Source organism: Streptomyces sp. NPDC029014, assembly GCF_055564695.1.
Genome location: NZ_JBVHVT010000078.1, coordinates 20,173 through 43,848 on the forward strand (window position 1 = coordinate 20,173; position 23,676 = coordinate 43,848).

At 73.1% G+C, this 23,676-nt stretch carries 22 protein-coding genes; 6 read left to right on the forward strand and 16 right to left on the reverse strand.

The features are described from left to right. Nucleotides 1-4: 4 nt before the first annotated feature. On the reverse strand, nucleotides 5-1,702 hold the full coding sequence (murJ, locus tag ACZ4VL_RS32000; protein ID WP_468206964.1) for a murein biosynthesis integral membrane protein MurJ: 1,698 nt from the start codon (nucleotides 1,700-1,702) through the stop codon (nucleotides 5-7). Next, the gene (locus ACZ4VL_RS32005) at nucleotides 1,699-2,814 is read right to left on the reverse strand and encodes a lipid II:glycine glycyltransferase FemX (protein ID WP_468207023.1); all 1,116 of its coding nucleotides are present in this window, start codon (nucleotides 2,812-2,814) and stop codon (nucleotides 1,699-1,701) included. The genes murJ and ACZ4VL_RS32005 overlap by 4 nt, the downstream gene beginning before the upstream one ends. A gap of 302 nt (nucleotides 2,815-3,116) precedes the next feature. Here ACZ4VL_RS32005 and ACZ4VL_RS32010 point away from each other — a divergent pair, with 302 nt between their 5' ends. Together ACZ4VL_RS32010 and ACZ4VL_RS32015 are read left to right on the forward strand one after the other, a co-directional pair. Then, nucleotides 3,117-4,328, forward strand: coding sequence for a L,D-transpeptidase (locus tag ACZ4VL_RS32010; RefSeq protein ID WP_468206967.1), 1,212 nt, complete (start codon nucleotides 3,117-3,119; stop codon nucleotides 4,326-4,328). Between the two features lie 227 nt (nucleotides 4,329-4,555). Further along, nucleotides 4,556-6,154, forward strand: a complete 1,599-nt coding sequence (locus tag ACZ4VL_RS32015; protein ID WP_468206970.1) for a CocE/NonD family hydrolase — start codon at nucleotides 4,556-4,558, stop codon at nucleotides 6,152-6,154. 2 nt (nucleotides 6,155-6,156) lie between these two features. Here the strand turns inward: ACZ4VL_RS32015 and ACZ4VL_RS32020 are convergent, their stop codons facing one another. The 10 genes from ACZ4VL_RS32020 to ACZ4VL_RS32065 all read right to left on the reverse strand — a co-directional run bounded on the left by ACZ4VL_RS32020 (nucleotide 6,157) and on the right by ACZ4VL_RS32065 (nucleotide 14,408). Further along, entirely contained in the window at nucleotides 6,157-6,900 is a 744-nt protein-coding gene (locus ACZ4VL_RS32020; protein WP_468206972.1) for an amino acid ABC transporter ATP-binding protein, read from the reverse strand. A gap of 59 nt (nucleotides 6,901-6,959) precedes the next feature. Next, nucleotides 6,960-7,556, reverse strand: a complete 597-nt coding sequence (locus ACZ4VL_RS32025) for a histidine phosphatase family protein (protein ID WP_468206975.1) — start codon at nucleotides 7,554-7,556, stop codon at nucleotides 6,960-6,962. Between the two features lie 107 nt (nucleotides 7,557-7,663). After that, nucleotides 7,664-8,110, reverse strand: a complete 447-nt coding sequence (locus ACZ4VL_RS32030; RefSeq protein WP_468206978.1) for a DUF6278 family protein — start codon at nucleotides 8,108-8,110, stop codon at nucleotides 7,664-7,666. Nucleotides 8,111-8,169: 59 nt separating this feature from the next. Then, nucleotides 8,170-8,955: an exodeoxyribonuclease III gene (locus tag ACZ4VL_RS32035; RefSeq protein ID WP_468206981.1), complete on the reverse strand. Its 786-nt coding sequence runs from the start codon at nucleotides 8,953-8,955 to the stop codon at nucleotides 8,170-8,172. A 76-nt stretch (nucleotides 8,956-9,031) separates the two neighbouring features. Continuing rightward, on the reverse strand, nucleotides 9,032-9,664 hold the full coding sequence (locus tag ACZ4VL_RS32040) for an MBL fold metallo-hydrolase (protein WP_468206984.1): 633 nt from the start codon (nucleotides 9,662-9,664) through the stop codon (nucleotides 9,032-9,034). 39 nt (nucleotides 9,665-9,703) lie between these two features. Next, nucleotides 9,704-10,291 (reverse strand): hypothetical protein, encoded by a 588-nt coding sequence (locus tag ACZ4VL_RS32045; protein ID WP_468206987.1) that lies wholly within the window; start codon nucleotides 10,289-10,291, stop codon nucleotides 9,704-9,706. After that, nucleotides 10,288-11,448, reverse strand: a complete 1,161-nt coding sequence (locus ACZ4VL_RS32050) for an ROK family glucokinase (protein ID WP_468206990.1) — start codon at nucleotides 11,446-11,448, stop codon at nucleotides 10,288-10,290. The genes ACZ4VL_RS32045 and ACZ4VL_RS32050 overlap by 4 nt, the downstream gene beginning before the upstream one ends. A 16-nt stretch (nucleotides 11,449-11,464) precedes the next feature. Then, the gene (locus ACZ4VL_RS32055) at nucleotides 11,465-12,331 is read right to left on the reverse strand and encodes an ATP-binding cassette domain-containing protein (RefSeq protein WP_468206993.1); all 867 of its coding nucleotides are present in this window, start codon (nucleotides 12,329-12,331) and stop codon (nucleotides 11,465-11,467) included. Continuing rightward, nucleotides 12,328-13,401 carry an ABC transporter permease gene (locus ACZ4VL_RS32060; RefSeq protein WP_468206995.1) on the reverse strand — a complete coding sequence of 358 codons (1,074 nt, stop codon included), beginning with the start codon at nucleotides 13,399-13,401 and terminating at the stop codon, nucleotides 12,328-12,330. The genes ACZ4VL_RS32055 and ACZ4VL_RS32060 overlap by 4 nt, the downstream gene beginning before the upstream one ends. Then, entirely contained in the window at nucleotides 13,398-14,408 is a 1,011-nt protein-coding gene (locus ACZ4VL_RS32065; RefSeq protein WP_468206997.1) for a sugar ABC transporter substrate-binding protein, read from the reverse strand. The genes ACZ4VL_RS32060 and ACZ4VL_RS32065 overlap by 4 nt, the downstream gene beginning before the upstream one ends. 220 nt (nucleotides 14,409-14,628) lie before the next feature. Between ACZ4VL_RS32065 and ACZ4VL_RS32070 the strand changes: the two genes are divergently transcribed. After that, entirely contained in the window at nucleotides 14,629-15,633 is a 1,005-nt protein-coding gene (locus ACZ4VL_RS32070) for a Gfo/Idh/MocA family protein (protein ID WP_468207000.1), read from the forward strand. A gap of 180 nt (nucleotides 15,634-15,813) precedes the next feature. Here ACZ4VL_RS32070 and ACZ4VL_RS32075 read toward each other — a convergent pair whose 3' ends face one another. The 3 genes from ACZ4VL_RS32075 to ACZ4VL_RS32085 form a co-directional block, all read right to left on the reverse strand. Next, on the reverse strand, nucleotides 15,814-17,013 hold the full coding sequence (locus ACZ4VL_RS32075) for a cytochrome P450 family protein (RefSeq protein ID WP_468207003.1): 1,200 nt from the start codon (nucleotides 17,011-17,013) through the stop codon (nucleotides 15,814-15,816). Between the two features lie 48 nt (nucleotides 17,014-17,061). Next, nucleotides 17,062-18,039 (reverse strand): DMT family transporter, encoded by a 978-nt coding sequence (locus ACZ4VL_RS32080; protein WP_468207006.1) that lies wholly within the window; start codon nucleotides 18,037-18,039, stop codon nucleotides 17,062-17,064. Nucleotides 18,040-18,258: 219 nt separating this feature from the next. Next, complete coding sequence (locus ACZ4VL_RS32085; RefSeq protein ID WP_468207009.1) at nucleotides 18,259-18,879, reverse strand: dihydrofolate reductase family protein; 621 nt, start codon at nucleotides 18,877-18,879, stop codon at nucleotides 18,259-18,261. A 187-nt stretch (nucleotides 18,880-19,066) separates the two neighbouring features. Here ACZ4VL_RS32085 and ACZ4VL_RS32090 point away from each other — a divergent pair, with 187 nt between their 5' ends. After that, entirely contained in the window at nucleotides 19,067-20,803 is a 1,737-nt protein-coding gene (locus ACZ4VL_RS32090; protein WP_468207012.1) for a serine/threonine-protein kinase, read from the forward strand. 109 nt (nucleotides 20,804-20,912) lie between these two features. Further along, a complete protein-coding gene (locus tag ACZ4VL_RS32095; RefSeq protein ID WP_468207015.1) occupies nucleotides 20,913-21,644 on the forward strand; it encodes an SDR family oxidoreductase in 732 nt (243 codons plus the stop codon). A 122-nt stretch (nucleotides 21,645-21,766) separates the two neighbouring features. Here ACZ4VL_RS32095 and ACZ4VL_RS32100 read toward each other — a convergent pair whose 3' ends face one another. After that, complete coding sequence (locus tag ACZ4VL_RS32100; RefSeq protein WP_468207017.1) at nucleotides 21,767-22,099, reverse strand: DUF6415 family natural product biosynthesis protein; 333 nt, start codon at nucleotides 22,097-22,099, stop codon at nucleotides 21,767-21,769. A 154-nt stretch (nucleotides 22,100-22,253) separates the two neighbouring features. Between ACZ4VL_RS32100 and ACZ4VL_RS32105 the strand changes: the two genes are divergently transcribed. After that, entirely contained in the window at nucleotides 22,254-23,477 is a 1,224-nt protein-coding gene (locus ACZ4VL_RS32105) for a helix-turn-helix domain-containing protein (RefSeq protein WP_468207020.1), read from the forward strand. The last annotated feature ends 199 nt before the right edge of the window (nucleotides 23,478-23,676 follow it).

Genomic DNA, 23,676 nt, shown 5'->3' on the forward strand with positions numbered 1-23,676 from the left:
CCTGCTAGCGGCCGGTCCGGCGCCGCAGGGAGTCCAGCAGGTCGGTGATCCCGGTCAGGCGCAGGGGCCCGGCGAGGACGACGACGACGAGGGCGATCGCCGCGGTTCCCGCGCCGGCCGCGGCGAGGTCGCCCAGACCCCACCGGTCGGCGGCGCGGGCGGCCGCGTACCCGGCGGCGGCGGCCGGCAGGACGGCGACCAGCAGCCGCAGGTGGGTGCCGAGCGCGGTGGCGGGGTCGGCTCCGGGGTCGGGCCGGCGCGGGCCGAGCCGGCGGCCGAGGACGTACGCGGTGAGGGCGAGGCCGGCGAAGAGGGCGACGGTGTAGGCGGCGGCCATGCCGGTGACGGCCCAGCGCGGGGGCAGCAGCAGGTAGGCGGTGGCCGAGAGGCCTGCGTTCAGTCCGGCGATGACCAGGTTGAGGAAGAACGGGGTCCGGGTGTCGGAGAGGGCGTAGAAGCCGCGCGAGAGGACGTACTGGCCGGAGAAGGCGATCAGGCCGGGGGCGAACGCGGCGAGCATGCCGGCCATGACCTCGATGTCGGCGGCGCCGGTGCGGCCGTACCCGAAGACGCTGCCCATCACCCAGGGGGCGAGGGCGGCGAAGACCGCGGCGGCGGGGACGACGAGGGCGGCGCTGGAGCGCAGCGCGTACGACACGTCGCGGCGGACCGCGGCGAGGTCGCCGTCGGTGGCGGCGGCGCTCATCCGGGGCATGAGGGCGGTCACGAGGGAGACGGTGATGATGCCCTGCGGGACGATCCACAGCTGGTAGGCGTTGCTGTAGGCGGTGTAACCGGCGCCGCCCGCGAGTCCGGCCTCGACGGCCTGCCGGCCGGCGGTGGTGGACAGCCGGGTCACGACCCAGTAGCCGATCTGGTTGGTGAACACCAGCATGACCAGCCAGCCCGCGTTGCGCAGCGGCCGGGCCAGCCCCTGGCCGCGCCAGTCGAAGCGGGGGCGCCAGCGGAAGCCGGCGGCGCGCAGGGAGGGTATGAGCGCGAGGGCCTGGACGACGATGCCGGCGGTGGTGCCGAGGCCGAGCAGCCGGGTCTCGCCGGCGGTCAGCCCCTGTGCGCCGTGGTGCGAGAGGTAGAGGAAGAGGCCGAAGACGCCGATGATGACGAGGTTGTTGAGGACGGGGGTCCACATCATCGCGCCGAACCGGCCGCGGGCGTTCAGCACCTGCCCGAGCAGGGTGAACAGGCCGTAGAAGAGGATCTGCGGGAGGCAGTAGCGGGCCAGGGCCACGGTGGTGCTCGCCTGGCTGCCGGTGTACGGGGTGTAGGCGGCCACGATCAGCGGCGCGGCGAGCACGGCGGCCGCGGTGAGCAGCACGAGCACGGCCGTGCAGGCGGTCAGCAGCCGGTCGGTGTAGGCGGCCCCGCCGTCCTGGTGCTCCTTGGCGGCGCGGACCAGTTCGGGTACGAAGACGGCGTTGAGGGCGCCGCCGACGAGCAGCATGTAGATGATGTTCGGGACGGTGTTGGAGACGGCGTACGCGTCGCCCAGCAGCCCGGTGCCGAGCGCGGCGACGACCACGGCGGAGCGGACGAACCCGGTGGCGCGGGAGACGACCGAACCGGCGGCCATGAGCGCGCCGCTGCGCAGCACCGAGCTCTTGGGTGCCGCCGCGGCGGGGGCGGCCCCGTCGGTCGCGGCGGACGCCCCGTCGGTCGCGGCGGCGGGGGCGGGGGCCGTCACCGGCGGGCCAGGTAGGCCTGGAAGGCCTTGTAGAGCGCCGTGTTGGCGTATCCGTCCAACGGTATCTCCCACTCTCCGAGCGTTTCGACGACGTGTCCGCCGGTACCGAGCTTCCAGCGGAGCAGTCCGAATGAGCGTTCGGCGGGGTCGAGAGTGGAGGGTACCCCGCGCATGTCGTATTCGTCCGCTCCGAGGGCGTGTGCGTCGAGCATCATCCGCCACTGCAGGGCGTTGCTGGGGCGTACCTCGCGGCGGTGGTCGGCGGAGGCGCCCGTCTGGTACCAGACCCGGCCACCGGCGGCGATCATGGTGTGGGCGGCGAGGACCTCGTCCTCGTGGACGGCGAGGTAGAGCCTCATCCGGCCCTCGGCCTCGGCGTTGAGGACCGCGTACTGCTGCTCGTAGTACGCGAGCGAGCGGCCGAGCCGGAAGCCGTCGCGCTCCTCGGTGATGCCCAGCAGCCGGTGGAACTCGGGCAGGTCGGCGGCGGTCCCGAGGACGGTCCGCACCCCGGCCTTCTCGGCCTTGCGCACGTTGCGCCGCCACTCCTGGTTGAGCCCGGTCCACAGGTCCTCGACGGAACGACCGGCCAGCGGCACGCGGAAGACGTGGCGGGGCTGGGCGTCGCCGTCTTCCTCGCCTCCGCAGCGCCGCCAGCCGCGGGAGCGCAGCCGGTCGGCGAGCGCGGCGCCGACCGGGTCGACCTCGGTGGCCAGTACGTCCGACAGCTGCCGGCCGGGCCCGGTGGCGGCCTTGAGGGCGGCGGCGTCCCAGCGGCGGTAGGCGGGGCTGGGCCCGATCCGCACGGCGAAGGCACCGGCCGCGCGCAGGTGGCGCAGCAGGGGGGTGAGCCAGCGGTCGAGGTGCGGGTCGGACCAGTCGGCGACGGGGCCCTCGGGGAGATAGGCGAAGTATTTGCGCGTGCCGGGCAATTGGCGGTACAGCACGAGCGCGACCCCGGCGATTTCCCCGTCGGGGTGGTGCCATCCGACGGTTTCCGAGCGCCAGTGGTCCTTTACCCCGGCCCAGGACGGGTACTGCAGAAAGCTTGCATTCCGGTTCCGGGAAACGAAGGAGCGGTACTCGGCCGCCGACAAGGAGCGGAACTCCAGCTCCCGGTTCCGGTCATGACTCCGGCCGTGCTCCCGGCCCTGGTTCCGGCGCTGGTGGTGGGCGGGGGTGGCGAGCAGTGCGCACACGGCGGATCTGCCTTCCTGTACGTCCGGGGCGGTCGCACAGGACTCTCACAGGAATCCGTGACGGATCTGCACGGCGTTTGTGACCGGACGATGACCGTTTCGCTGCGGTCCACGTCACAACGACGAAGTCCGATCTTTTCTGCGGATTGCGGAACCTAGAGTCGCCCTGTCCGCATCTCCATTTGCGGACGACCGTTGCTTTGGAGGGGTTTTCGTTGAGCCGCACACGCCGTTTCGCACACCGCCGTCACGCCCTGCTGGCGGGCACCGCACTCATGGCCGCAGCGCTGACCGCCTGCACGGGCGGCGCCGACGGCGGCGACAAGGCCGACGGCAAGGCGGACCCGAAGAACAAGCCCGCCATGGCGATCTCCGTGAACCTCACGGGTGACCAGGCCAAGCCCGGCGAGCCCGTGAAGGTGACGCTCGCGGCGGGCAAGTTCTCCCAGGTCAAGGTGTCCGACGGCAAGGGCGGCGAGCTGCCCGGGAAGATAGCCGACGACGGCCGGACCTGGACCTCGGAGCGCAACGCGGCGCCGGGCACGGACTACAAGGTCGAGGCGCAGGACACGGGCAGCCAGAGCGCGAGCGCCCAGTTCAAGACCGCGGCCGCGGACAAGGTGAACAAGGTCTCGATCGTCCCCGGCAAGGGCGGCACGGTGGGCGTGGCCCAGCCCGTCTCGCTGGTCTTCGACAACCCGGTGAAGAACAAGGCCGAGGTGGAGAAGCACCTGAAGGTGACCACCTCGAACAACACCGAGGGCTCCTGGGGCTGGGTCAAGGACCACGCCGGCAACGACCGCGTGGACTGGCGGCCGAAGGACTACTGGAAGTCGGGGACCGACGTCAAGGTCGAGATGAGCCTGAACGGCGTGGACTCCGGCCAGGGCGGCGGCTACTTCGTGCGCGACTACGACACCAACTTCAAGATAGGCAAGGACCGCCGACTCCAGGTGGACCTCGACAGCAAGAAGATGTCGGTGGTCGAGGACGGCCAGACCGTGAAGACGATCCCGGTCTCGGCGGGCACGCCCGGCGGCAAGAAGGCCTCCTGGTCCGGGAAGATGGTGCTGATGACCAAGGAGGGCACCATCCGGATGGACTCCCAGACCGTGGGTCTGGGCGACTCCTACGACAAGCTGGTCGACTACTCGATGCGGGTGACCTGGTCGGGCATGTACATCCACGCCGCCCCGTGGAACGAAGGGAACTTCGGCCGGGCCAACGCCAGTTCCGGCTGCGTGGGCATGAGCAACGCGGACGCCAAGTGGCTGTTCGACTCGTCCCAGGTCGGCGACGCGGTCGAGGTGACGGGAAGCGGCTCCAAGGGCAAGGCGGACCTCGGCAACGGGTACGGGGAGTGGAACCTGTCCTGGGACGAGTGGAAGGCCAAGAGCGCACTGAACGGCGCCACCCAGAACGGCTGACCGGGCACGCCGGCCCCCGGCCGGGGCGGGGGCCGGGGGTCGGGGCGGCCACCGGACCACACCGCCCCACACCGCCCCACCCCGCACTGCACTGCACTGCACTGCACTGCACTGCACCAGAATTCGATCAATCGTTACCAGTGCGTAACTTACTGACGGGTTACCTCAGGTAAGCAACTCCCGTTACCGTCGGGTCACTTCGACACGGCGCATTCGAGGAGCCCACGATGGTCCGCACCCCCACCGCGGCGGCCGTGGCGGCCGCCCTGACCGTGGCCGCCCTGGGCCTGACCCCCCAGCCGGCCCGGGCGGCGGCCCCCGTCCCCGGCCCCGCCCCCGCCGGCTCCCCGGCCGCCGCCGCGGCCTCGCCGGACCTGACCTTCCACGACATCCCGGGCTCGGGCGGCATCACCCTCAAGGGCAACGTGTTCGCCCCGGCCGGCGCCGAACCCGGCCGGACGTACCCGCTGATCGTGATGCCCAGCAGCTGGGGCATGCCGCAGATCGAGTACGTCGCCCAGGCGAAGAAGCTCGCCGACTCCGGCTACGTCGTCGTCAGCTACACCTCCCGCGGGTTCTGGCTCTCCGGCGGGCAGATCGAGGTGGCCGGCCCGCCGGACGTCGCCGACGTCTCCGCGGTCATCGACTGGGCCCTGGCCCACACCCCCGCCGACCCCGGCCGCATCGGCGTGGGCGGGGTCTCGTACGGGGCGGGCATCAGCCTGCTCGCCTCCGCGCACGACCCGCGCATCACGACCGTGGTGGCGCTCAGCGGCTGGGCCGACCTCATCGAGTCCATCTACTCCGGCCGCACCCAGCACCTCCAGGCCACCGCCCTGCTCGGCGCCGTCGGCCGGGTCACCGGCCGCCCCGGACCCGAACTCGAACAGATCCTGTCCGACTTCATGGGCTCCCGCCTGGACCGGGAGCAGGAGATGATCGAGTGGGGCCGGGTCCGCTCGGCCTCGGAGCAGGTGGACCGGATCAACGCCCACGGCACCGCCGTCATGCTGGGCAACGCCTGGGGCGACACCATCTTCGCGCCCAACCAGTACGCCTCCTTCTTCGAGAAGTTGAAGGGGCCCAAGCGGCTGGAGTTCCGCCCCGGCGACCACGCCACCGCCGAGGGCATGGGCCTGTTCGGCCTGCCCAACGACACCTGGGCCAGCGCCCGCCGCTGGTTCGACCGCCACCTCAAGGGCGAGCGCAACGGGGTGGACACCGAGGCCCCCGTGCAGATCAAATCCCGTAGCACCGGGGGCTACGAGGGCTACGCCGACTGGAAGTCGGTCGGCGCGGCCGCCACCGAGAAGCTCCCGCTGAACGACAGCGAGCACCTGTTCACCGGCGTCAACACCGGTGCCGACGGCGGTGTCGTCCTGCTCTCCAGCGCCCTGGACCAGTTCACCAAGATCCCGCCGACGGCTTCCATCCCGCTGCTGCCGCGCACCTTCTCCGCCGTCTGGCAGTCGGAGCGGTACGGCAGCGACCGGCACGTCCGCGGCACGGCGCGGCTGCACACCACGGTCACGCCCACCCGGTCCGACGGCACGTTCGTCGCGTACCTGTACGACGTGGGCCCGCTCGGCATCGGCAAGCTGGTCACCCACGCCCCGTACACCTTCCACGGCAGGACCCCGGGTCGCGCCTTCGGCGTGGACCTGGACCTGTTCTCCACCGCCTACGACGTCCCGGCGGGCCACCGGCTGGCCCTCGTCGTCGACACCGTCGACCCGCTGTACGCGGAGTACAACCCCTTCGGCGCCCAGCTCACCTTCACCTCCCCCGCCGCCGACCCCTCGTACGTGGCGGTCCCCCTGCGCTGAGCTCAGTGCTTGAGGATCTTGGAGAGGAAGTCCCTGGCGCGGTCGCTCGCGGGGGCGGTGAAGAACTCCTCCGGCGTGCGGTCCTCGACGATCGTGCCGTCGGCCATGAAGACGACGCGGTTGGCGGCGGACCGGGCGAAGCCCATCTCGTGGGTGACCACGACCATGGTCATCCCCTCCGCCGCCAGCTGCCGCATGACCTCCAGCACCTCGTTGATCATCTCCGGGTCGAGGGCGGAGGTGGGTTCGTCGAAGAGGAGGGCCTTGGGGTCCATGGCCAGAGCGCGGGCGATCGCCACCCGCTGCTGCTGGCCGCCCGAGAGCTGGGCGGGGAACTTCTCGGCCTGGTCGGCGAGTCCGACCCGCTCCAGCAGCTCCCGGGAGCGCCGGTCGGCGTCGGTCCGGCCGCGCTTCCTGACCTTGATCTGTGCGAGCGAGACGTTGGCCAGGACCGTCTTGTGCGCGAACAGGTTGAAGGACTGGAAGACCATGCCCACCTCGGCGCGCAGCGCGGCCAGGTCCTTGCCCTCGGCGGGCAGCGACCGACCGTCGAGGGTGATCGTTCCCGACTCGATGGTCTCCAGCCGGTTGATGGTCCGGCACAGGGTCGACTTCCCGGAGCCGGACGGGCCGATGACGACGACCACCTCCCCGCGGCCGACGGTGAGGCTGATGTCCTTCAGGACGTGCAGCTGCCCGTAGTGCTTGTTGACGTTCCGCAGCTCGATCAGCGGTTCGACGGCCATGCCCTCCCCCTTGCTCGTGTGCCGGATCCGGGCTCAACTATCCGGGCGGCGGCCGTGGTTCATCCGTCGACACGCCCGGGTGCGGACGCGCGGGAGGCGGGTCCTGCGGGCGGCCGGTCCGCGGGCAGCCGGTAGTGCCAGCCCTCCCGCCAGCCGAAGGGGGCGTCCACCAGGTCCTCGATGGAGGCGCCGAGCAGGAGGCAGTCGAGCGCCCATTTGTTGGCCGAGTGGGAGATGAGGAGGACCCGCTGGCCGTCCCGGGACGCGGCCAGGTCGCGGAGGAAGTCCGCGGTGGCCGCGATGACCTGGCGGTAGCTCTGGCCGCCGGGGAAAGGGGTGTCGATGTGCCGGGAGCGGCGGCCGGCCAGGTCGGCCACCGGGCGGCCGTTGAGCGCACCGTAGTCGCATTCGCGCAGCCGCGGGTCGCGGTGCACGGGGAGGGGGCTGCCGGCGAAGGCGATCCGGGCGGTCTCCACCGCCCGGTGCAGGTCCGAGACGAACACGGCCGCGAGGCCGTCGTCGCGGCGGCGTGCGCCGAGCTCCGCGGCGAGGCCCCGGCCCGCCGGGGAGAGCCTTCCGGGCAGCCGGCCGGTGGCGATGCCCCGTTCGTTGTCCTCGGTGAGCGAGTGGGTCTCGAAGACGATGTCGACGGCCATCCGGGCTCCGTTCCGGTTCCGTTGCGGTTGCGGTTGCGGTGGCGGCTGCGGTGGCGCTTGCGGCCGCGGCCGCCCTTCGGTCGCCGTCAGGCGGGGTGCTGCCGGACCTAGATGATGCCTTCAGAGGCCTCCGCGTACGCCTGGGAGAGCTCGGGGGATCCCGTCACGGCCCAGGACACCCCGGACTCCACCACGTTCAACTCCCGGCCCGAGGCCAGCAGGATCACCGGCTGCCCGTCGGGGCGCACCTGCCAGGTCGCGCCCGGACGGGTCCGGATGATCACCGTGCCGAGGTAGAGGCCCGCGTCGTTGCCGAGCCAAGGGACGATCTCCGGGTCCCGGCGCCAGCGCGGCATCAGCTGGTCCAGCGCTTCCAAGGAGGCCGGGGTCTCGTCGAGTTCGAGTCCGGCCGCGCGGGCCTGGACGCGCAGCATCTCGCACTCCGAGAACAACTCGCTGATGCCTTCGGGATCGTGCGCGAGGGCGGCGGCGAGTCCCGCACCCCGTTCCGTGTCGTTCCGGTTGAGCCAGTGGTCCAGGAAGGGGATGTTCATGTCGCCCAGCCTGGCACCGAGGCGCCCGGCTGGCCACAGGGCGCGCCTGAATCCGGGGGTTACGCGTCGAGGTCGAGATCGACGACGACCGGTGCGTGGTCGGAGGCGCCCTTGCCCTTGCGCTCCTCGCGGTCCACGTAGGCGTCCTTGACGGCCTTGGCGAAGGGCTCGTTGCCGTAGACCAGGTCGATGCGCATGCCGCGGTTCTTCGGGAAGCAGAGCTGACGGTAGTCCCAGTACGTGTAGGGGCGGTCGTACTTGAGCGGGCGCGGCACCACGTCCGACAGGCCGGCGGCGCGCAGCGCCTCCAGGGCGGCCCGCTCGGCGGGGGTGACGTGGGTGAGACCGGCGAAGGCCGCCACGTCGTAGACGTCCTCGTCGGTGGGGGCCACGTTGAAGTCGCCGAGCACCGCGAAGGGGCGGGGGCCGGCGGCGTCCTCGGCCACGGCCGTGGTCAGGGCGCGGAACCAGTCCAGCTTGTAGCCGTAGTGGTCGTGCTCGACCTCGCGGCCGTTCGGCACGTACACCGACCACAGGCGGACCCCGCCGCAGGTCGCGGAGATCGCCCGGGGCTCCTGCACGCCCTCGTAGCCGGGCCCGCCGGACAGGCCCGCGACCACGTCCTCCAGGCCGACCCGGGAGACCAGGGCGACGCCGTTCCACCGGCCGGTGGCGTTGACCGCGGCCTCGTACCCCAGCTCGCGCAGCTCGTCGAAGGGGAACTGCTCGGCGGTGCACTTGGTCTCCTGGACGCAGAGCACATCGGTGCCGGAGGACTCCAGCCAGGCCAGCAGCCGCGGCAGCCGGGCGGTGATCGAGTTGACGTTGAAGGTGGCGATACGCATACCAGACAACCTACCGCCCGGCACCGACAGCCCGCCGGTTCCCGGCGCCCGGCGGACGGTGCCCAGAGGGCGGTGCTCAGAGGGCGGCGCTCTCCCCCGCGGCCATCCGACCGTGCGGCGCCCCGCCCAGGTTGCCCAGAACCGTGTCGTAGATGGGCCGGGCGATGTCGGAGAGGTAGGCGTCGTGGATGTCGATGGCGCGGACCGGCTTGACCTCGCGGACGTAGTCGATCACTTCCGCGACCTTGTTCCACGGGGCGTGCACGGGGAGCATCAGGGTCTCCACCGGGGTGCCGGGGACGGTCAGCGCGTCGCCGGGGTGGAAGAGGGAGCCGTCCACGAGGTAGCCGACGTTGGTGACCCGCGGGAGGTCCGGGTGGATCACGGCGTGCAGCTCGCCGTGCACCTGCACCTCGAAACCGGCCGCGGTGAAGGCGTCGCCGTTGCCGACGGTGTGCACGCGGCCCGGGTAGGCGGGCGCCAGCCGCTCCGCGACGCTGCGCAGGGTCCACAGCCCGGCCGCGGGGTTGGCGTCGAGGGCGGCCCGCAGCCGGCCCTCGTCGAAGTGGTCGGGGTGCTCGTGCGTGACGAGCAGGGCGTCGGCCCCGAGGCCCGCGTCGGGCTCGCTGAAGGCGCCGGGGTCGATGACGAGCACGCGCCCGTCCTTCTCCAGTTGGACGCAGGAGTGCAGCCGCTTGGTGAGCTTCATGATCCCAGGCTAGCGGCACGCCCCGCCCGGGCCGGGTGGTTACGGGACGGCGGTGGAGACCACGTAGACGCGGGGCTTGGCCGGGTCGGTGAGGTCGACGGTGACGTCGCGGGTGGGGCGCGGGTCGGGCTGCTCCAGGGTGATCCCGTACCAGCGGTTGGCGGGGCCCCAGCTCCAGCCGGCGACGGCTGCGTCGTGCGCGGAGATGGACACCTCGGGGGTCAGCGCCGAGCGGCTGGTGCCGAGGGAGGTGAGGAACGTGTCCAGCTCGGCCGGGGTGACGGCGAACTGCACGTACAGCCGGCTGGTGTGCCAGTTGTTGGTCTCCAGGAAGCCCACCCGCCAGGCCTTGATCGGGATGGGGACGTCGTAGATGCTGCGCTGCACCCGGGAGGGCCAGCCGGGACGCACCTTGCTCGCGCCGACCTTGGCGGCCTTGTCGCGGCCACTGGCGCGGCTCTGCTGGGCGGAGACGGCGAGGTAGCCGGCGGGCACGCCGATCAGCAGCAGGATGATGACGGCGGTGATCCAGCGGCGCCGGACCACGTGCTTGCGGTCCTCGGCCGGGATCGGCGCCGCCACCTCGTCGGGGGCGGGGGCCTGGCGGGGCAGGGTGGGGGATGTCACTGCTTTTCCTGGTCCTCGGGACGGGGGGCGGCGCGCCGGCCGAGCTGCGCGTAGCGCTCGTACCGTTCGACGCGCCGACGCGTGGCGCGGCGGAAGCGGCGGGCGACGAGCCGGGCGAGGTCGGCGGCGCCGACCATACCGGCCTCGGGCCCGAGCTCGGCCTTGGTGATACGGGCCTCGGGCCGGTAGCCGCGGCCGGTGAGGTGGCGCCGGAAGGCGTCCCGGGCGGGGCCGATCAGCAGGTCGTCGGCGGCGCTGACACCGCCGCCGATGACGAAGCATGAGGGGTCGAGGGCGGCGGCGAGGTTCGCGATGCCCACGCCGAGCCACTGGCCGATGTCCTCCAGCAGCTCGACGCACATGGCGTCGCCCTCGCGGGCCAGCTCGGTGATCAGCGGTCCGGTGATCTCGGAGACGTTGCCGCCGACCCTGGCGATGATGTTGTGGGCGACCGGGGAGTCGGCCGCGGCCAGCTCGCGGGCCTCGCGCACCAGGGCGTTGCCGGAGCTGTACTGCTCCCAGCAGCCGCGGTTGCCGCAGGGGCAGCGGTGACCGCCGGGGACGACCTGCATGTGGCCGAACTCGCCGGCCACGCCGAACCTGCCCCGCTTGACCTGGCCGCCTTCGAGGATGGCGCCGCCGATGCCCGTGCCGAGGGTGATCATGACGAGGTGGTCCTCGCCGCGGCCGGCGCCGAAGCGCCATTCCGCCCAGGCGGCGGTGTTGGCGTCGTTGTCGACCATCACCGGGACTGCGAGGCGGGACTGCAGGGCGTCGCGCAGGGGCTCGTCGCGCCAGGCCAGGTGGGGGGCGAAGAGGACGCGGGAGCGGTCGGCGTCGACCCAGCCGGCCGCGCCGATGCCCACGGCGTGGACGTCGTGCCGGTCGGACAGGTCCAGCACCAGCTCGACGATGGTGTCCTCGACGACCTTGGGACTCTTGGACTTGTCGGGGGTCTCGGTGCGGATCTTCTCCAGGATCACGCCGTCGGCGTCGACGACGCCGGCCATGACCTTGGTGCCGCCGATGTCGATGCCGACGGTCGGGACGCGCGGGGCGGTCAGGTGCGACCGGCGCTCACGGGTCCCGATGGTCCGCAGGACGGTGCCCCGCGCCGACCCCCGGTGGGAGAGCGTGAAGTCCCGGTACGTGCTCATCGAGTCGTGTCGTCCCTCAGGGTGCGGTGGTGCCGTGTGCGGTGCCGTCTGCGGCGGGGTCGGATGCGGGGTGCCCGTCCGATTCTGCCACCCGCTCCAGCTCGTGGCTCAGCTCGTCCAGCTCGGAGCCGCCGGCCATCTGGCGGGTGAGCTCGTCCAGGGTGATCGAGTCGCGGGTGTGGCTGCCCGCCATGGCACCGCGCTTGAGCAGGACGAAGCGGTCCCCGACCAGGTGGGCGTGGTGCGGGTTGTGGGTGATGAGGACCACGCCGAGACCGGCGTCGCGGGCGGCGGCCACGTACTTGAGGACCACCCCGGACTGCTTGACGCCGAGGGCGGCGGTGGGCTCGTCGAGTACGAGGACCTTCGCGCCGAAGTGGACGGCGCGGGCGATGGCCACGCACTGCCGCTCGCCGCCGGACAGGGTGCCGATCGGCTGGTCGACGTCGCGCAGGTCGATGCCCATGCTCAGCAGCGCGCTGCGGGTGGTCGTGCGCATGAGGTCCACGTCGAGCCGGCGGAACGGGCCGCGGCCGCGGGTGGGCTCGGAGCCGAGGAAGAAGTTCCGCCAGACGGGCATGAGCGGGACGACGGCCAGGTCCTGGTAGACGGTGGCGATACCGCGGTCGAGGGCGGCGCGCGGGTTGACGAGGACGGTCTCCTCGCCGTCGATCTCGAAGGTGCCGGCGTCGTGCCGGTGCAGCCCTGCGATGATCTTGATGAGGGTGGACTTGCCGGCACCGTTGTCGCCGAGGACGCAGGTGATCTCGCCCGCGGAGACCTCCAGGGAGACGTCCTTCAGGGCCCGGATGTTGCCGTAGAACTTGCTGACGCCGGTCAGCTTCACGAGCGGCGCACCGGTGTTCTCCTGTGGCGTGTTCATGCCCGTGCCTCCGCCCGCTTGCGGACCCATGCGTTGAGCAGCACGGCCAGCAGCAGCATCGCGCCCAGGAAGAACTTGAACCAGTCCGGGTTCCACTGGGCGTACACGATGCCGTTGCTGGTCATGCCGAAGATGAAGGCGCCGACGGCCGCGCCGATCGCGGAGCCGTAACCGCCGGTGAGCAGGCAGCCGCCGATGACGGCCGCGATGATGTACAGCAGCTCGTTGCCGACGCCCTCGCCGGACTGGACGACGTCGTACGAGAAGAGGATGTGCTGCCCGGAGATCCAGGCGCACAGGGCGACGCCCATGTACAGGCCGATCCGGGTCTTGACGACCGGCACGCCGACGGCGCGGGCCGCGTCCGCCGACCCGCCGACCGCGAAGACCCAGTTCCCGGCTCGGGTGCGCAGCAGGATCCAGGTGGCGACGGCGACCAGGGCGATCCACCACAGGATGGTGACCTTGAGGGTGACCTCGCCGACGGTCCACTGGGAGGCGAAGAGCGCGCGGGCCGAGGGGAAGCCCTCCATGTCGGCGATGCTCTTGGTGGAAACGGTGCCGCTGATCAGCTTGGTGAACCCGAGGTTGAGGCCGGTCAGCATCAGGAAGGTGCCGAGCGTGATGATGAAGCTCGGCAGCTTCGTGCGGGTCAGCATGAAGCCGTTGAAGAAGCCGATGGCCAGGGTGACCAGCAGGGACACCCCGACGCCGACCCACACGTTGGCGGTCATCTGGTAGCTGAACATCGAGCTGACCAGGGCCGCGGTGGTGACCATGACGCCGGCGGAGAGGTCGAACTCGCCACCGATCATCAGCAGCGCCACCGGGACCGCCATGATCCCGATGGTGGAGGCCGCGTACAGGACCGTGCTGAGGCTGGAGGCCTGCAGGAAGCTGGGGGCGGCGAACGAGAAGAAGACGAAGACGGCAGCGGCGCCGACGACCGCGCCCAGCTCGGGGCGGCCGAGCAGGCGGCGCAGCAGGGAGGTGGGGGCGAGCCGCTCGTCGCCGGAGCCGCCCGGGGCCGGCGCCGGGCCGGGGGCCGGGGTGGGGGCGAGCGCGGTCATCGGCTGCCCCGCTTGATGTACTCCTCCAGCTTGGCGGCCTCGGCGCCGGTCACGATCTGCGGTCCGGTGAGGACCGGGCGGCCGCCGCCGAGCACGTCGGCGTTGTAGCGGTACAGCCACAGCAGGTCGACGGCCTCGTAGCCCTGGAGGTAGGGCTGCTGGTCGACGGCGAAGCCGAGGGCCCCGGACTTCAGGTCGCGGGCGACGGACTCGTTCAGGTCGAAGGTGTCCACCTCGGCCTTGCTGCCCGCGGCCTCCTTGGCCTTGACGGCGGTCGGCGCGAAGGGGGCGCCGAGGGTGAGGATCGCGTCGACGGACGGGTCGGCCTGGAGCTTGGCCTGGACGGCGGCCTGGACGGAGGGCATGTTGGTGCCCTCGACGTACAGGTTCTCCATGGTGCCGCCGAAGGTCTTCTTCGCTCCGGCGCAGCGCTGCTCGTGGCCGACGTTGCCCTGCTCGTGCAGGACGCAGACGGCCTTGGTGCGGCCCCGCTTGGTCAGCTCGGTGCCGACGGCCTCGCCCGCGACCTGCTCGTCCTGGCCGATGTGGGTGAGGGCGCCGTACTCCGCCGACTGCGCGGAGCCGGAGTTGACGGTGATCACCGGGATGCCTGCCTTGACGGCCTTGCCGATCACGTCCTTGAGGGCCTCGGGCTTGGCGAGGCTCACGATGATGCCGTCGGCCTTCTGGTCGATGGCGTTCTGCACGAACTGGGCCTGCTGCTGCGCCTGGTCGTCGTGGGCGTAGACGAAGTTGATGTTGTCCTTGGCGGCGGCCTCCTTGGCGCCCTTCTGGACGATGTCCCAGAAGGTGTCCCCGTCGCCCGCGTGGGTGATCATCGCGAAGGTCCAGCGGGGGGTGGACACGGCGGGCCGGCCCGCCTCGGCGGCCTTCGCCCGCTCCTCGGCGCGTTTGCCGCCCGTGCTGCTGCAGCCCGCGAGGGAGGCCCCCAGCACCGCCGCGAGCACGGCGCCCACGACGCGTACCCCTGTCCCTGTCCTGGCCACGTCTGCGTGCCCTTCCCTCGTGCCGCGCTCTTCCGCGCGGCGTCGTGCTGCGCGCCGCTCTTCTGCGTCCGCCGATAGCAAAGCGGTCATTCCGGTTTCAGCCGCCCAGTATCCGCCACAGTGGCGCATGTGAGGTCATCGGGGGCTTCCCGACGCCCCGCGCCCGCCCGCCACCGTCATGCGGATTGACAGCCTCCGCCCGGCGGGCCAGGTTGAGTGCATGCGCATCGGGCTGATCGGAACGGGCCGGATCGGCTCCTTCCACGCGGCCGCACTGGCCCGCCATCCGGACGCCGGCTCGCTGCTGCTCGCCGACGCCGATCCCGCGCGGGCCGCACGGCTCGCCGACCGGCTGGGAGCCACGGCCGCGCCCTCCGTGGACCACGTCTTCACCTGGGGCGTGGACGCCGTCGTCGTGGCCTGCTCCACCGACGGGCACGCCGAGCTGGTGCTGCGTGCCGTCCGCGGCGGGCTGCCCGTCTTCTGCGAGAAGCCGCTGGCCACCGACCTGCACCGGACCCTGGCAGTGCTCCGCGAGGTGGCCGCCGGGGGCGGGGTGCTCCAGTTGGGCTTCATGCGCCGCTTCGACGCGGGCTACCGCACGGCGCGGGAGCTGGTGCGCTCCGGGGCACTGGGCCGGCTGCACACCGTACGGACCATGACCGCCGATCCCTCGCCGCCGCCCGCCGCGTACCTGGCCGGCTCCGGCGGCCTGTACCGGGACTGCCTGGTGCACGACTTCGACATGATCCGCTGGGTGACCGGGCGGGAGGTGGCGGACGTGTACGCGACCGGCTCGGACGCCGGCCCGGCGCGGTTCCGCGAGGTCGGTGACGTGGACACCGCGGCGGCCGTGCTGACGCTGGACGACTCGACCCTGGTGACGTGCACGGGCACGCGCCTCAACGGGGCCGGGTACGACGTGCGGATGGAGCTGGCCGGGGAGCTCGACCAGGTCTCCGCGGGGCTGGACGACCGTACGCCGATCGCCTCGACGGAACCGCACGGCCCGCCCCCGGCCCCCAAGCCGTGGACCGGGTTCCTGGAGCGGTTCGGCCCCGCGTACGAGGCGGAGCTCGCGGCCTTCGTCCGGCTGGTGCGCGGCGAGGGCCCCAACCCCTGCGACGGCCGGGAGGCGCTGGCCGCGCTGCGGGTGGCGGAGGCCTGCGAGCTGTCGCGGCGGGAGCGGCGCCGGGTGGCCCTGGCGGAGCTGCCGGACCTGTGAGGGTCGGGCCTGCGACGGCCGGAGCCGTGACGGCCGGGCCTGCGACGGCCGGAGCCGCGACGGGCCGAGCCAGGACGGCCGGGCCTGCGACGGCCGGAGCCGCGACGGGCCGAGCCAGGACGGCCTGAGCCGCGACGGCCTGAGCCGCGACGGCCGTACGGGTGCGGGCATGGGGCGCGGCTACCAGCGCACCGGCAGCCGGGTGACGCCCCGCATCAGGCTGCCGCCGATCCAGGACGGCGGCCCCGCGTCCGGGTCCTCGGCCAGGTCGGGGAAGCGTTCCAGCAGGCCGCGGATCGCGATGCGGCCCTCCATCCGGGCCAGCGGGGCGCCGAGGCAGAAGTGCAGGCCGTGGCCGAAGGCGAGGTGGCCTTGCGGGGCCCGCCGGATGTCAAAGGCGTCGGGGTCGGGGAAGCGGTCCGGGTCGCGGTCGGCGGCGGCCAGCGAGACGAGGACGGTGGCCCCGGCGGGGACGGTGGTGCCGCCGATCTCCACGTCCCGGCGGGCGTAGCGGAAGGTGGCGTTCTGCACCGGGCCGTCGTAGCGGAGCATCTCCTCGACCGCCCCGTCGAGCAGGCCCTCGTAGTCGGCGCGCAGGTCGGCGAGCTGGTCGGGGTGGGCGAGCAGGGCCCGGATGCCGTTGGCGACGAGGTGGACGGTGGTCTCGTGGCCGGCGACCAGCAGCAGGAAGGCCATGCCGATCAGCTCGTCCGGGGAGAGCGAGTCGCCGTCCTCGTCCCGGGTCCGGATCAGGGCGCTGAGCAGGTCCTCGCCGGGCTCCTTGCCGGGCTCCTTGGACTTGCTGGCGACGAGTTCCCCGAGGTACAGGCTGAGCTCCCGGTGGGCCCGGGTGTCCGGGGTGCCGCCCGAGGGGGCGACGACCTCCTTGGACCAGTAGGAGAACCGGGCCCGGTCCAGGTCGGGAACGCCGAGCAGCTCGCAGATCACCGTCATGGGCAGCGGGAAGGCGACGGCCTCGACGAGGTCGGCGGTGCGCTGCGGGCGGGCGGCCATCGCGTCGATCAGTTCGTCGGTGACCCGCTGGACGCGGGGGCGCAGCGCCTCGACGCGGCGGGCGGTGAACTCCCGGGCGACCAGGCGGCGCAGCCGGGTGTGCCGGGGCGGGTCGGACTCCAGCATGTTCAGGTTGGCCGCGGTGCGCGCGACGTCCGGCAGGCTGCTGCTCCAGTCCTTCGACAGGTCCGGGTGGTTCAGGGCCTGCCGGGCCTCCTCGTGGCCGACGACGATCCAGCCGGGCTCGTACTCGGGCGCCGAGACCCCGACCGGGTGGACGGGGCCGGCGGCCCGCAGCCCGGCGTAGAAGGAGTACGGGTCGGCCTGGAAGTCCGGGGAGTTCCCGCTGATGTCCGGTTGAGGCATGTGGCCACCCTACGGCGGCAGTTGATCCAATGACCCGGCGCTTTCCGGTCACTCCGCGGGGCCGGCCGCGGCCTTTCGGGAGGCTGCGGGGTCGGCGGCGCGGCGGCCCCAGGCGGTGCCGGCCAGGACCAGGGCGGCGCCGGCGAGACCGGCCGGGCCGAGGTGCTCGCCGCCGAGCGCGATGCCGGCGGCGGCCGCCCACAGCGGTTCGGTGCCCAGGAGCAGGCTCACGCGGGACGGCGAGGTGCGGCGTACGGCCCACATCTGCACGAAGAACGCGAACAGGGTGCAGCAGAGGGAGAGGAAGGCGAGTCCGGCCCAGTCGGCGGGGCCGAAGGCGGCGGCCGCCGCCCAGGGGGTCGCGCCGGTGCCGGGCAGGGCGGCCAGGGCGGCGAAGACCAGGACGGCGGCGCCGAGCTGAACGGTGGTCAGGGACAGCGAGTCGGCGTCCCGCACCGCCGGCATCCGGGCCGTGAGCAGGACGTTCACGGTACGGGCGAGGGCCGCGCCGAGGATCAGCAGGTCGCCGGTGCCGGGCGCGGTGAACCCGGCGCCCTGCGTCAGCAGCACCACCCCGGCGACGGAGAGGCCCGCGGCGGCGAGGAACGCCCCGGAGGGGGCGCGGCGCCGGAGGGCGGCCTCGGCGAGCGGGGTGAAGATCATGGTGAGGCTGATGATCAGGCCGGCGTTGGTGGCCGAGGTGTGGACGACGCCGTACGTCTCCAGGACGAAGATCCCGCCGAGGACGAGGCCCAGCAGGCCCGCGCCGCGCAGCTGGCGGCCGGTGAGGGCGCGCAGCCGACGCCACCCGGCGACGAGGAGCACGGGAAGGACGAGCGCGAACCGCAGGACGAGCACGGCGATCACGGTGTCGGCGGCGGTGATCCCCTTGGCGGCGAGATAGCTCCCGCCCCACACCACGGCGACGGCCAGCACGGGCAGGTCCGCGAGGCGGGCGAGGCGGGCGGCGCGCCCAGCGGGGGCGGCAGCGGCGGCGGGGCGGTCGAGGAGGGGGGAAGCGGTCACCGGCGGTCGTCTCCAACGGCTGGGGGCGGGTGGAGACTTCGGTGGCTCGCACGGGGCGGCCCCACCGTACCGGAGCCCGATCGCGCCGGTCGATCGCTTTGCGGGGCGGGGGCGGATCGGTGCGGTGCGAACCGGGGCGGTGCGGGGCGGCGGGACCGGCCGTCCGCCTGCCGACCCGCACCGACCGCACCGACACCCGTCCGTCCGTGTCCGTCCGCGTCAGTCGAAGGTGCCGAAGGCGGCGCGCCCCGTCGGCCGGTAGGTGTGGATGGCGATCCCGTTCGGCGTCGTGCGCGAGGCGACCAGCTCGCAGGCCGTCGGCAGCCCGCCGGTCGGGAACAGCCGCTGTCCGCCGCCCAGGAAGACGGGGAACACCATCAGGTGCATCTCCTCCACCAGGTCCCGCGCCAGCAGCCACTGCGCGAGCAGCCCGCTGCCGTGCACCTGGAGCTCCCGGTCCTCCGCCAGGGCGTCCTTGACCCGCATGATCTCGCTCTGCAGTTCCTCCCCGTCGATGACGGTGGTCCCGGCCCACTGGGGGTCCTTGAGGGTGGTCGAGGCCACGTACTTCGGCAGGCTGTTCAGCCGGCTCGCGATCGGGTCCGTCGGGTCGGTCCTCTGCGGCCAGTACGAGGCGAAGATCTCGTACGTCCGGCGCCCGAGCAGGAACGCGCCGGCCCGGTCGAAGTTCTCGTCGACGAACCCGCCCGCGGCGTCGTCGAAGAACGGCACCACCCAGCCGCCGCAGGCGAAGCCGCCCCGGCGGTCCTCGTCCGGCCCGCCGGGTGCCTGCATCACGCCGTCGAGGGTGAGGAAGGTGGTGAGGGTCAGCTTGCCCATGGCTCTGCGCTCCTGGATCACGGTGGTTGCGGCTGCTGCCGCTGCACCGGTTCAGACTCCCGCTCCGCCCCGAACTCGTCGCCGCGGCGCGCACGGACTCCCGTCCGATTGCCGCCGCCGCCCGCCGCTTAAGCTCTCAGGTTGATCAACTCATCTGTTGATCGCGGACAGCAGGGGGAGAAGACCCATGACGAGCGCGGCCGAGGTGTTCCAGCCGCTCCAAGGCGACGATCCGCAGGTGGTGGCGGGCTACCGGCTCGCGGCCCGGCTCGGGGCGGGGGGCATGGGCCGGGTCTACCTGTCGCACACCCAGGGCGGCCGCCCGGTGGCGCTCAAGGTGGTGCGGCCGGAGCTGGCCGGGGACACCGCCTTCGTCCGGCGGTTCCGCCAGGAGGTGGAGGCGGCCCGCCGGGTGCGGGGCGCGTACACCGCGGAGCTGATCGACGCCGACGCGGACGGCACCCCGCCCTGGCTGGCCACGCTGTACGTGCCCGGGCCCTCGCTGGCCGAGGCCGTGGCGCGGCGCGGGCCGCTGCCGGTGCCGGCCGTGCTGTGGCTGGTCGCGGGGGTGGCCGAGGCGCTCCAGGCCATCCACGACGCGGGGATCGTGCACCGCGACATGAAGCCGTCGAACGTGCTGCTGGCCGCCGACGGCCCCCGCGTCATCGACTTCGGCATCTCGCTGGCCTCGGGCATCACCCGGCACACGACCACCGGCGCGGCCATCGGCACGCCGACCTACATGGCCCCCGAGCAGGCGTCCGGGGACGAGGTGACGGCGGCCACCGACGTGTTCGCGCTGGGGCAGACGGCCGCGTTCGCGGCTCTCGGGCGGCCGCTGTTCGGGGACGGGCCCTCGGTGAGCGTGCTGTACCGGATCGTGCACGAGGCGCCCGACCTGGAGGAGGTGCCGGAGGCTCTGCGCCCGCTGCTCACCCGGTGCCTGGCCGCCGATCCGGCGGACCGGGCCACCCCGGCGGAGATCGTGGACTGGTGCCGCAAGCGGCTGGGCGCCGACGCCGACGCCGCTGTGGACGTCGACGGGGGCGGCGGCCCGGCCGTGTGGCGGGAGGTCATGGGCCCGGAGGTGGAGGTCCCGGCTCCGGTGCCGGACCCCACCCCGGTCCGTACGCGGGCGGGGTCGCCCTGGGCGCCGCCGGAGGTCACGGCGACACCGGGCGGGCCGGAGGAGGAGAAGGCCCGCCGCCGGCGCAGGGCGCTGGTCGCGGCCGGGGCCGTGGTCGGCGCGGTGGCCCTGGGCGCGGGGGCCTGGACGGTCTCGGACGCCCTCGACGCCTACCGCGGCCGGTCCTCGGCCGAGGCGGCATCGGACGGCGGAAATCCGCGCGCGACGGGTTCGGGCGGATCCGGGCCGGGCGGCTCGGCGTCCGGCGCCCCCGGGACGACCGCCGGCCCCGGCAGGGCCGGCGGCAACAGCAGCACCGGCAGCACCGCCGCCGGCGGAACGTCGGGAGCCTCGCGGGGCCAGACGGGCACGCTGGGAACGCAGGGAACGCCGAAGCCGACCGCGTACGTGCAGCAGTGGCTGGACGACAAGACGTCGGTGAACGTCAAGGAGCCGACGCGGCAGGAGAACACCAAGGGCGACATCCGCTTCACCTGCGACGGGGGCAAGTACGAGGGCGACTGCTCCCTGGTGAGCGACACCAGCGTGATGAACCTCGCCTTCGCCAAGCCGGGCGTCACCTTCGAGGGCTGCCGCGACCTCCTCGCCCGCGCCGACTTCGGCGACGCCGAGCAGCGCCGCCTGTCGCTGGCCGCGGTGGCGGCCGGCAGCGAGATCTGCGTCAAGCACCCCTCGGGGGACATCGCGCTGCTGGTGGTCCAGGTGAAGTCGACTGCGGCGGTGCCGCGGGTACCCGGCTTCGTCACCGCCGACATGACGGTCTGGCGGGCCTCCTGACGCCTCCCCGGCCCCGCCGAACGCGAGGTCGGATTCCCGCCAGCACCCGGCCTCCCCGCCCCGGTTCCATAGAACTCGTTGAACAAGTAACCAACAACGAGGAGGGGTCATGAACGGCAGGACTGCGGTGGTCACGGGCGGCAGCCGGGGCATCGGTGCGGCGGTCGCGCTGCGGCTGGCCGAGGAGGGCGCGGACGTCGCCGTCACCTACGCCGGGAACGAGCGGGCCGCGGCCGAGGTGGTGCGGCGGATCGAGGCGCTGGGGCGCCGGGGGTACGCCGTACGCGCCGACGTCGGGGACCCGGGCGAGGCGGCGGGCGCCGTCGAGTGGGCCGCCGACACCCTCGGCCGGCTCGACGTCCTGGTCAACAACGCGGGCATCGGGGTGCTCGGCCCGCTCGGCGAGCTGACCCTGGCCGACGTGGACCGGGTGCTCGCGGTCAACGTGCGCGGCGCCTTCCTGGCGGCGCAGGCCGCGGCCGACCGCATGGGCGAGGGCGGCCGGATCATCACCATCGGCAGCTGCATGGCCCGCCGGGTCCCGGGCCCGGGCGGCACCCTGTACACGATGAGCAAGTCCGCGCTGTCCGGCCTGACCAAGGCGCTGGCCCGCGAGCTCGGCGGGCGCGGCATCACGGCGAACCTCGTGGAGCCCGGGCCGGTGGACACCGACATGAACCCGGCCGACGGCCCGATGGCGAAGGCGCAGGCCGACCTGACGGCGGTCGGGCGGTTCGGCCGGCCCGAGGAGGTCGCGGCGATGGTCGCGTTCCTGGCGGGCGAACAGGCCGCGTACGTGACCGGCGCCGAGTTCTCGGTGGACGGCGGCCACGCGGCATAGTCAGGCGAGCGGTCCGACCCGGAGCAGGTCGCACACCGGTCCAGTCCCATCGCCGACGCGATCGGCGCCCCTCGCACCCGGTACGGGAGTGGCCCCGGCCGCGAGCGAGGGGTGCGGCCTGGTCACGACGCGCTCGCCTCGGCCGCGTGCTCCAGTGCGCGCACGAGCTGCCGGATGATCCTGGCGAGGCCGCGGGCGTGGTTCCAGTTCGCGTGGGGGCCGGACCCCAGCGGGCCGACCGCCGCGAAGTACTCCCATTCGGCGAGGGCCTCGAACGCCCCCGCGGGGCGCTGCGTCGAGGGTGTCCCGCAGAGGGCGGCGTGGAGCTCCTGCCCGCAGGCGATCAGGTCGTCGGTGAGCGCCGCGACGCCTTGCGGGCCGGGGCGTTCCCCGTACGGGGCGAGCGCCCGGGCGACCAGGACGGCCGCGTCCACGTGATCCTGCGGCATGCTCATGCCGGTGCTCCCTACCGTCGTCAGCGGGTGATGGAGCAGGACTGGCGAACGTGCCCTTGGCACCGGCGTGCGCCCCTGCTGTGAAACCACCCTGTCGGCTGACTGCCGACCCGATCCACTTCCCGGCCCTATAGGGCCGTCCTATATTCCGAGGATGGAGCCGGAGTTGGACGTATGGGTGCACCCCGACCTACGCGCAGCCGCAGCAGCGGAGGACTGGCCGACGCTGCTGAAGAGGTGGCGGAAAGCGACCCGCAGTAGCCAGAGCAAGCTCGGTGCCCTCGTCGGCCTGGCACAGCCGGACATCTCCGCGATCGAGAACAGGCGGCGCGCGGTGACCTCCGTCGAGGTCCGGCAGCGCATCGTCGATGGCCTCCGTATCCCGGCCGAACTCCTCGGTGGAACGGGCGCCGAGGTGCCGTTGCCCTCGCTGGCCCTGCCGGGCGGCCTGGTGGCCGATCCGGAGACCGAGCGCCTGGAGCGGGTCACCGCGTCCGGGATGCGGCTGGATGCAGCCTCGCTCGCCGCGATGGAACGCCTGTTGGCGGAGCACCGCCGGGCCGAGGACACCCTCGGCTCGCGGGTCATGAACGCGGTGGTGACCAAGCAGTTCGAAGCTGTGGCCGGCCTCTACGAGCAGGCGCGCGGCCCGCTCGCCGACAGGCTCGTGAAGGTGATGGCCGAGTACGCGCAGTTCCTCGCGTGGATGGCCCAGGACCAGGACAACGCGGCGTCGGCGCTCGCCTGGTTCGACCGCTCCTACGACTGGGCCCTCGAATCCGGGTACGGCGACATGGCCGCCACCACCATGAGCATGAAAGCCCACCTCGCCTGGTCCCAGGGCCGCGCCCGGCGCGCCGTCCGCCTGGGGGAGGCCGCGGCCTCGACGGAGGGGGCGAGCGACGGAACCCGAGCCATGGCCGTACAGATGGTCGGCCGGGGCCATGCCCTCGACGGAGACAGGGACTCGGCGTACCGTCGCCTCGACGAGGCGCAGCTGATCATCGCCAACGCCGTCGACGTTCCGCCCTGGCTGTACTTCTACGACGAGCCCTGGTTCGCGGCACAGCGCGGCATGGCCGACCTTCACCTGCGGGACTGGCCGAACGCGATCAGGAATCTGACGGACGGCCTGGCCGGGTTCGCCGCCGGGTTCCGCCGTGACCGCGCCTGGTACGGGGCGTGCCTCGCCCACGCATACGCGGGCGCCGGGGAACCAGAAGCGGCCCTGGCGACTGCGACCGGCATCCTCACCGATGCCTCCGAGGTCGGTCGGCCCCACGCGTGGGGCGAGCTGCACAAGGTGGGCGGCCTGCTGCTCCGGCAGGGCGCCCCGGAAGGCCGGGCGCTGGTGGACATGCTTGCCGAACTCGACTGAGGAACACGCGAAAGCACCCCTCCCGCCCGGAGGCGAGAGGGGGGCAGCGGGGCGGCGTCGGGGGCGGGGGGGGGGGGTCGGGCGCCCCCCCCCCCCCCCCCCCCCCCCCACCCGGGGGGGGGGGAGGGGGCGGCCCTTCCGGGCCCCCCCCAGGAAAACCACCAAAGCAACCACGAGGAAACACCCCCAGGGGAAATGT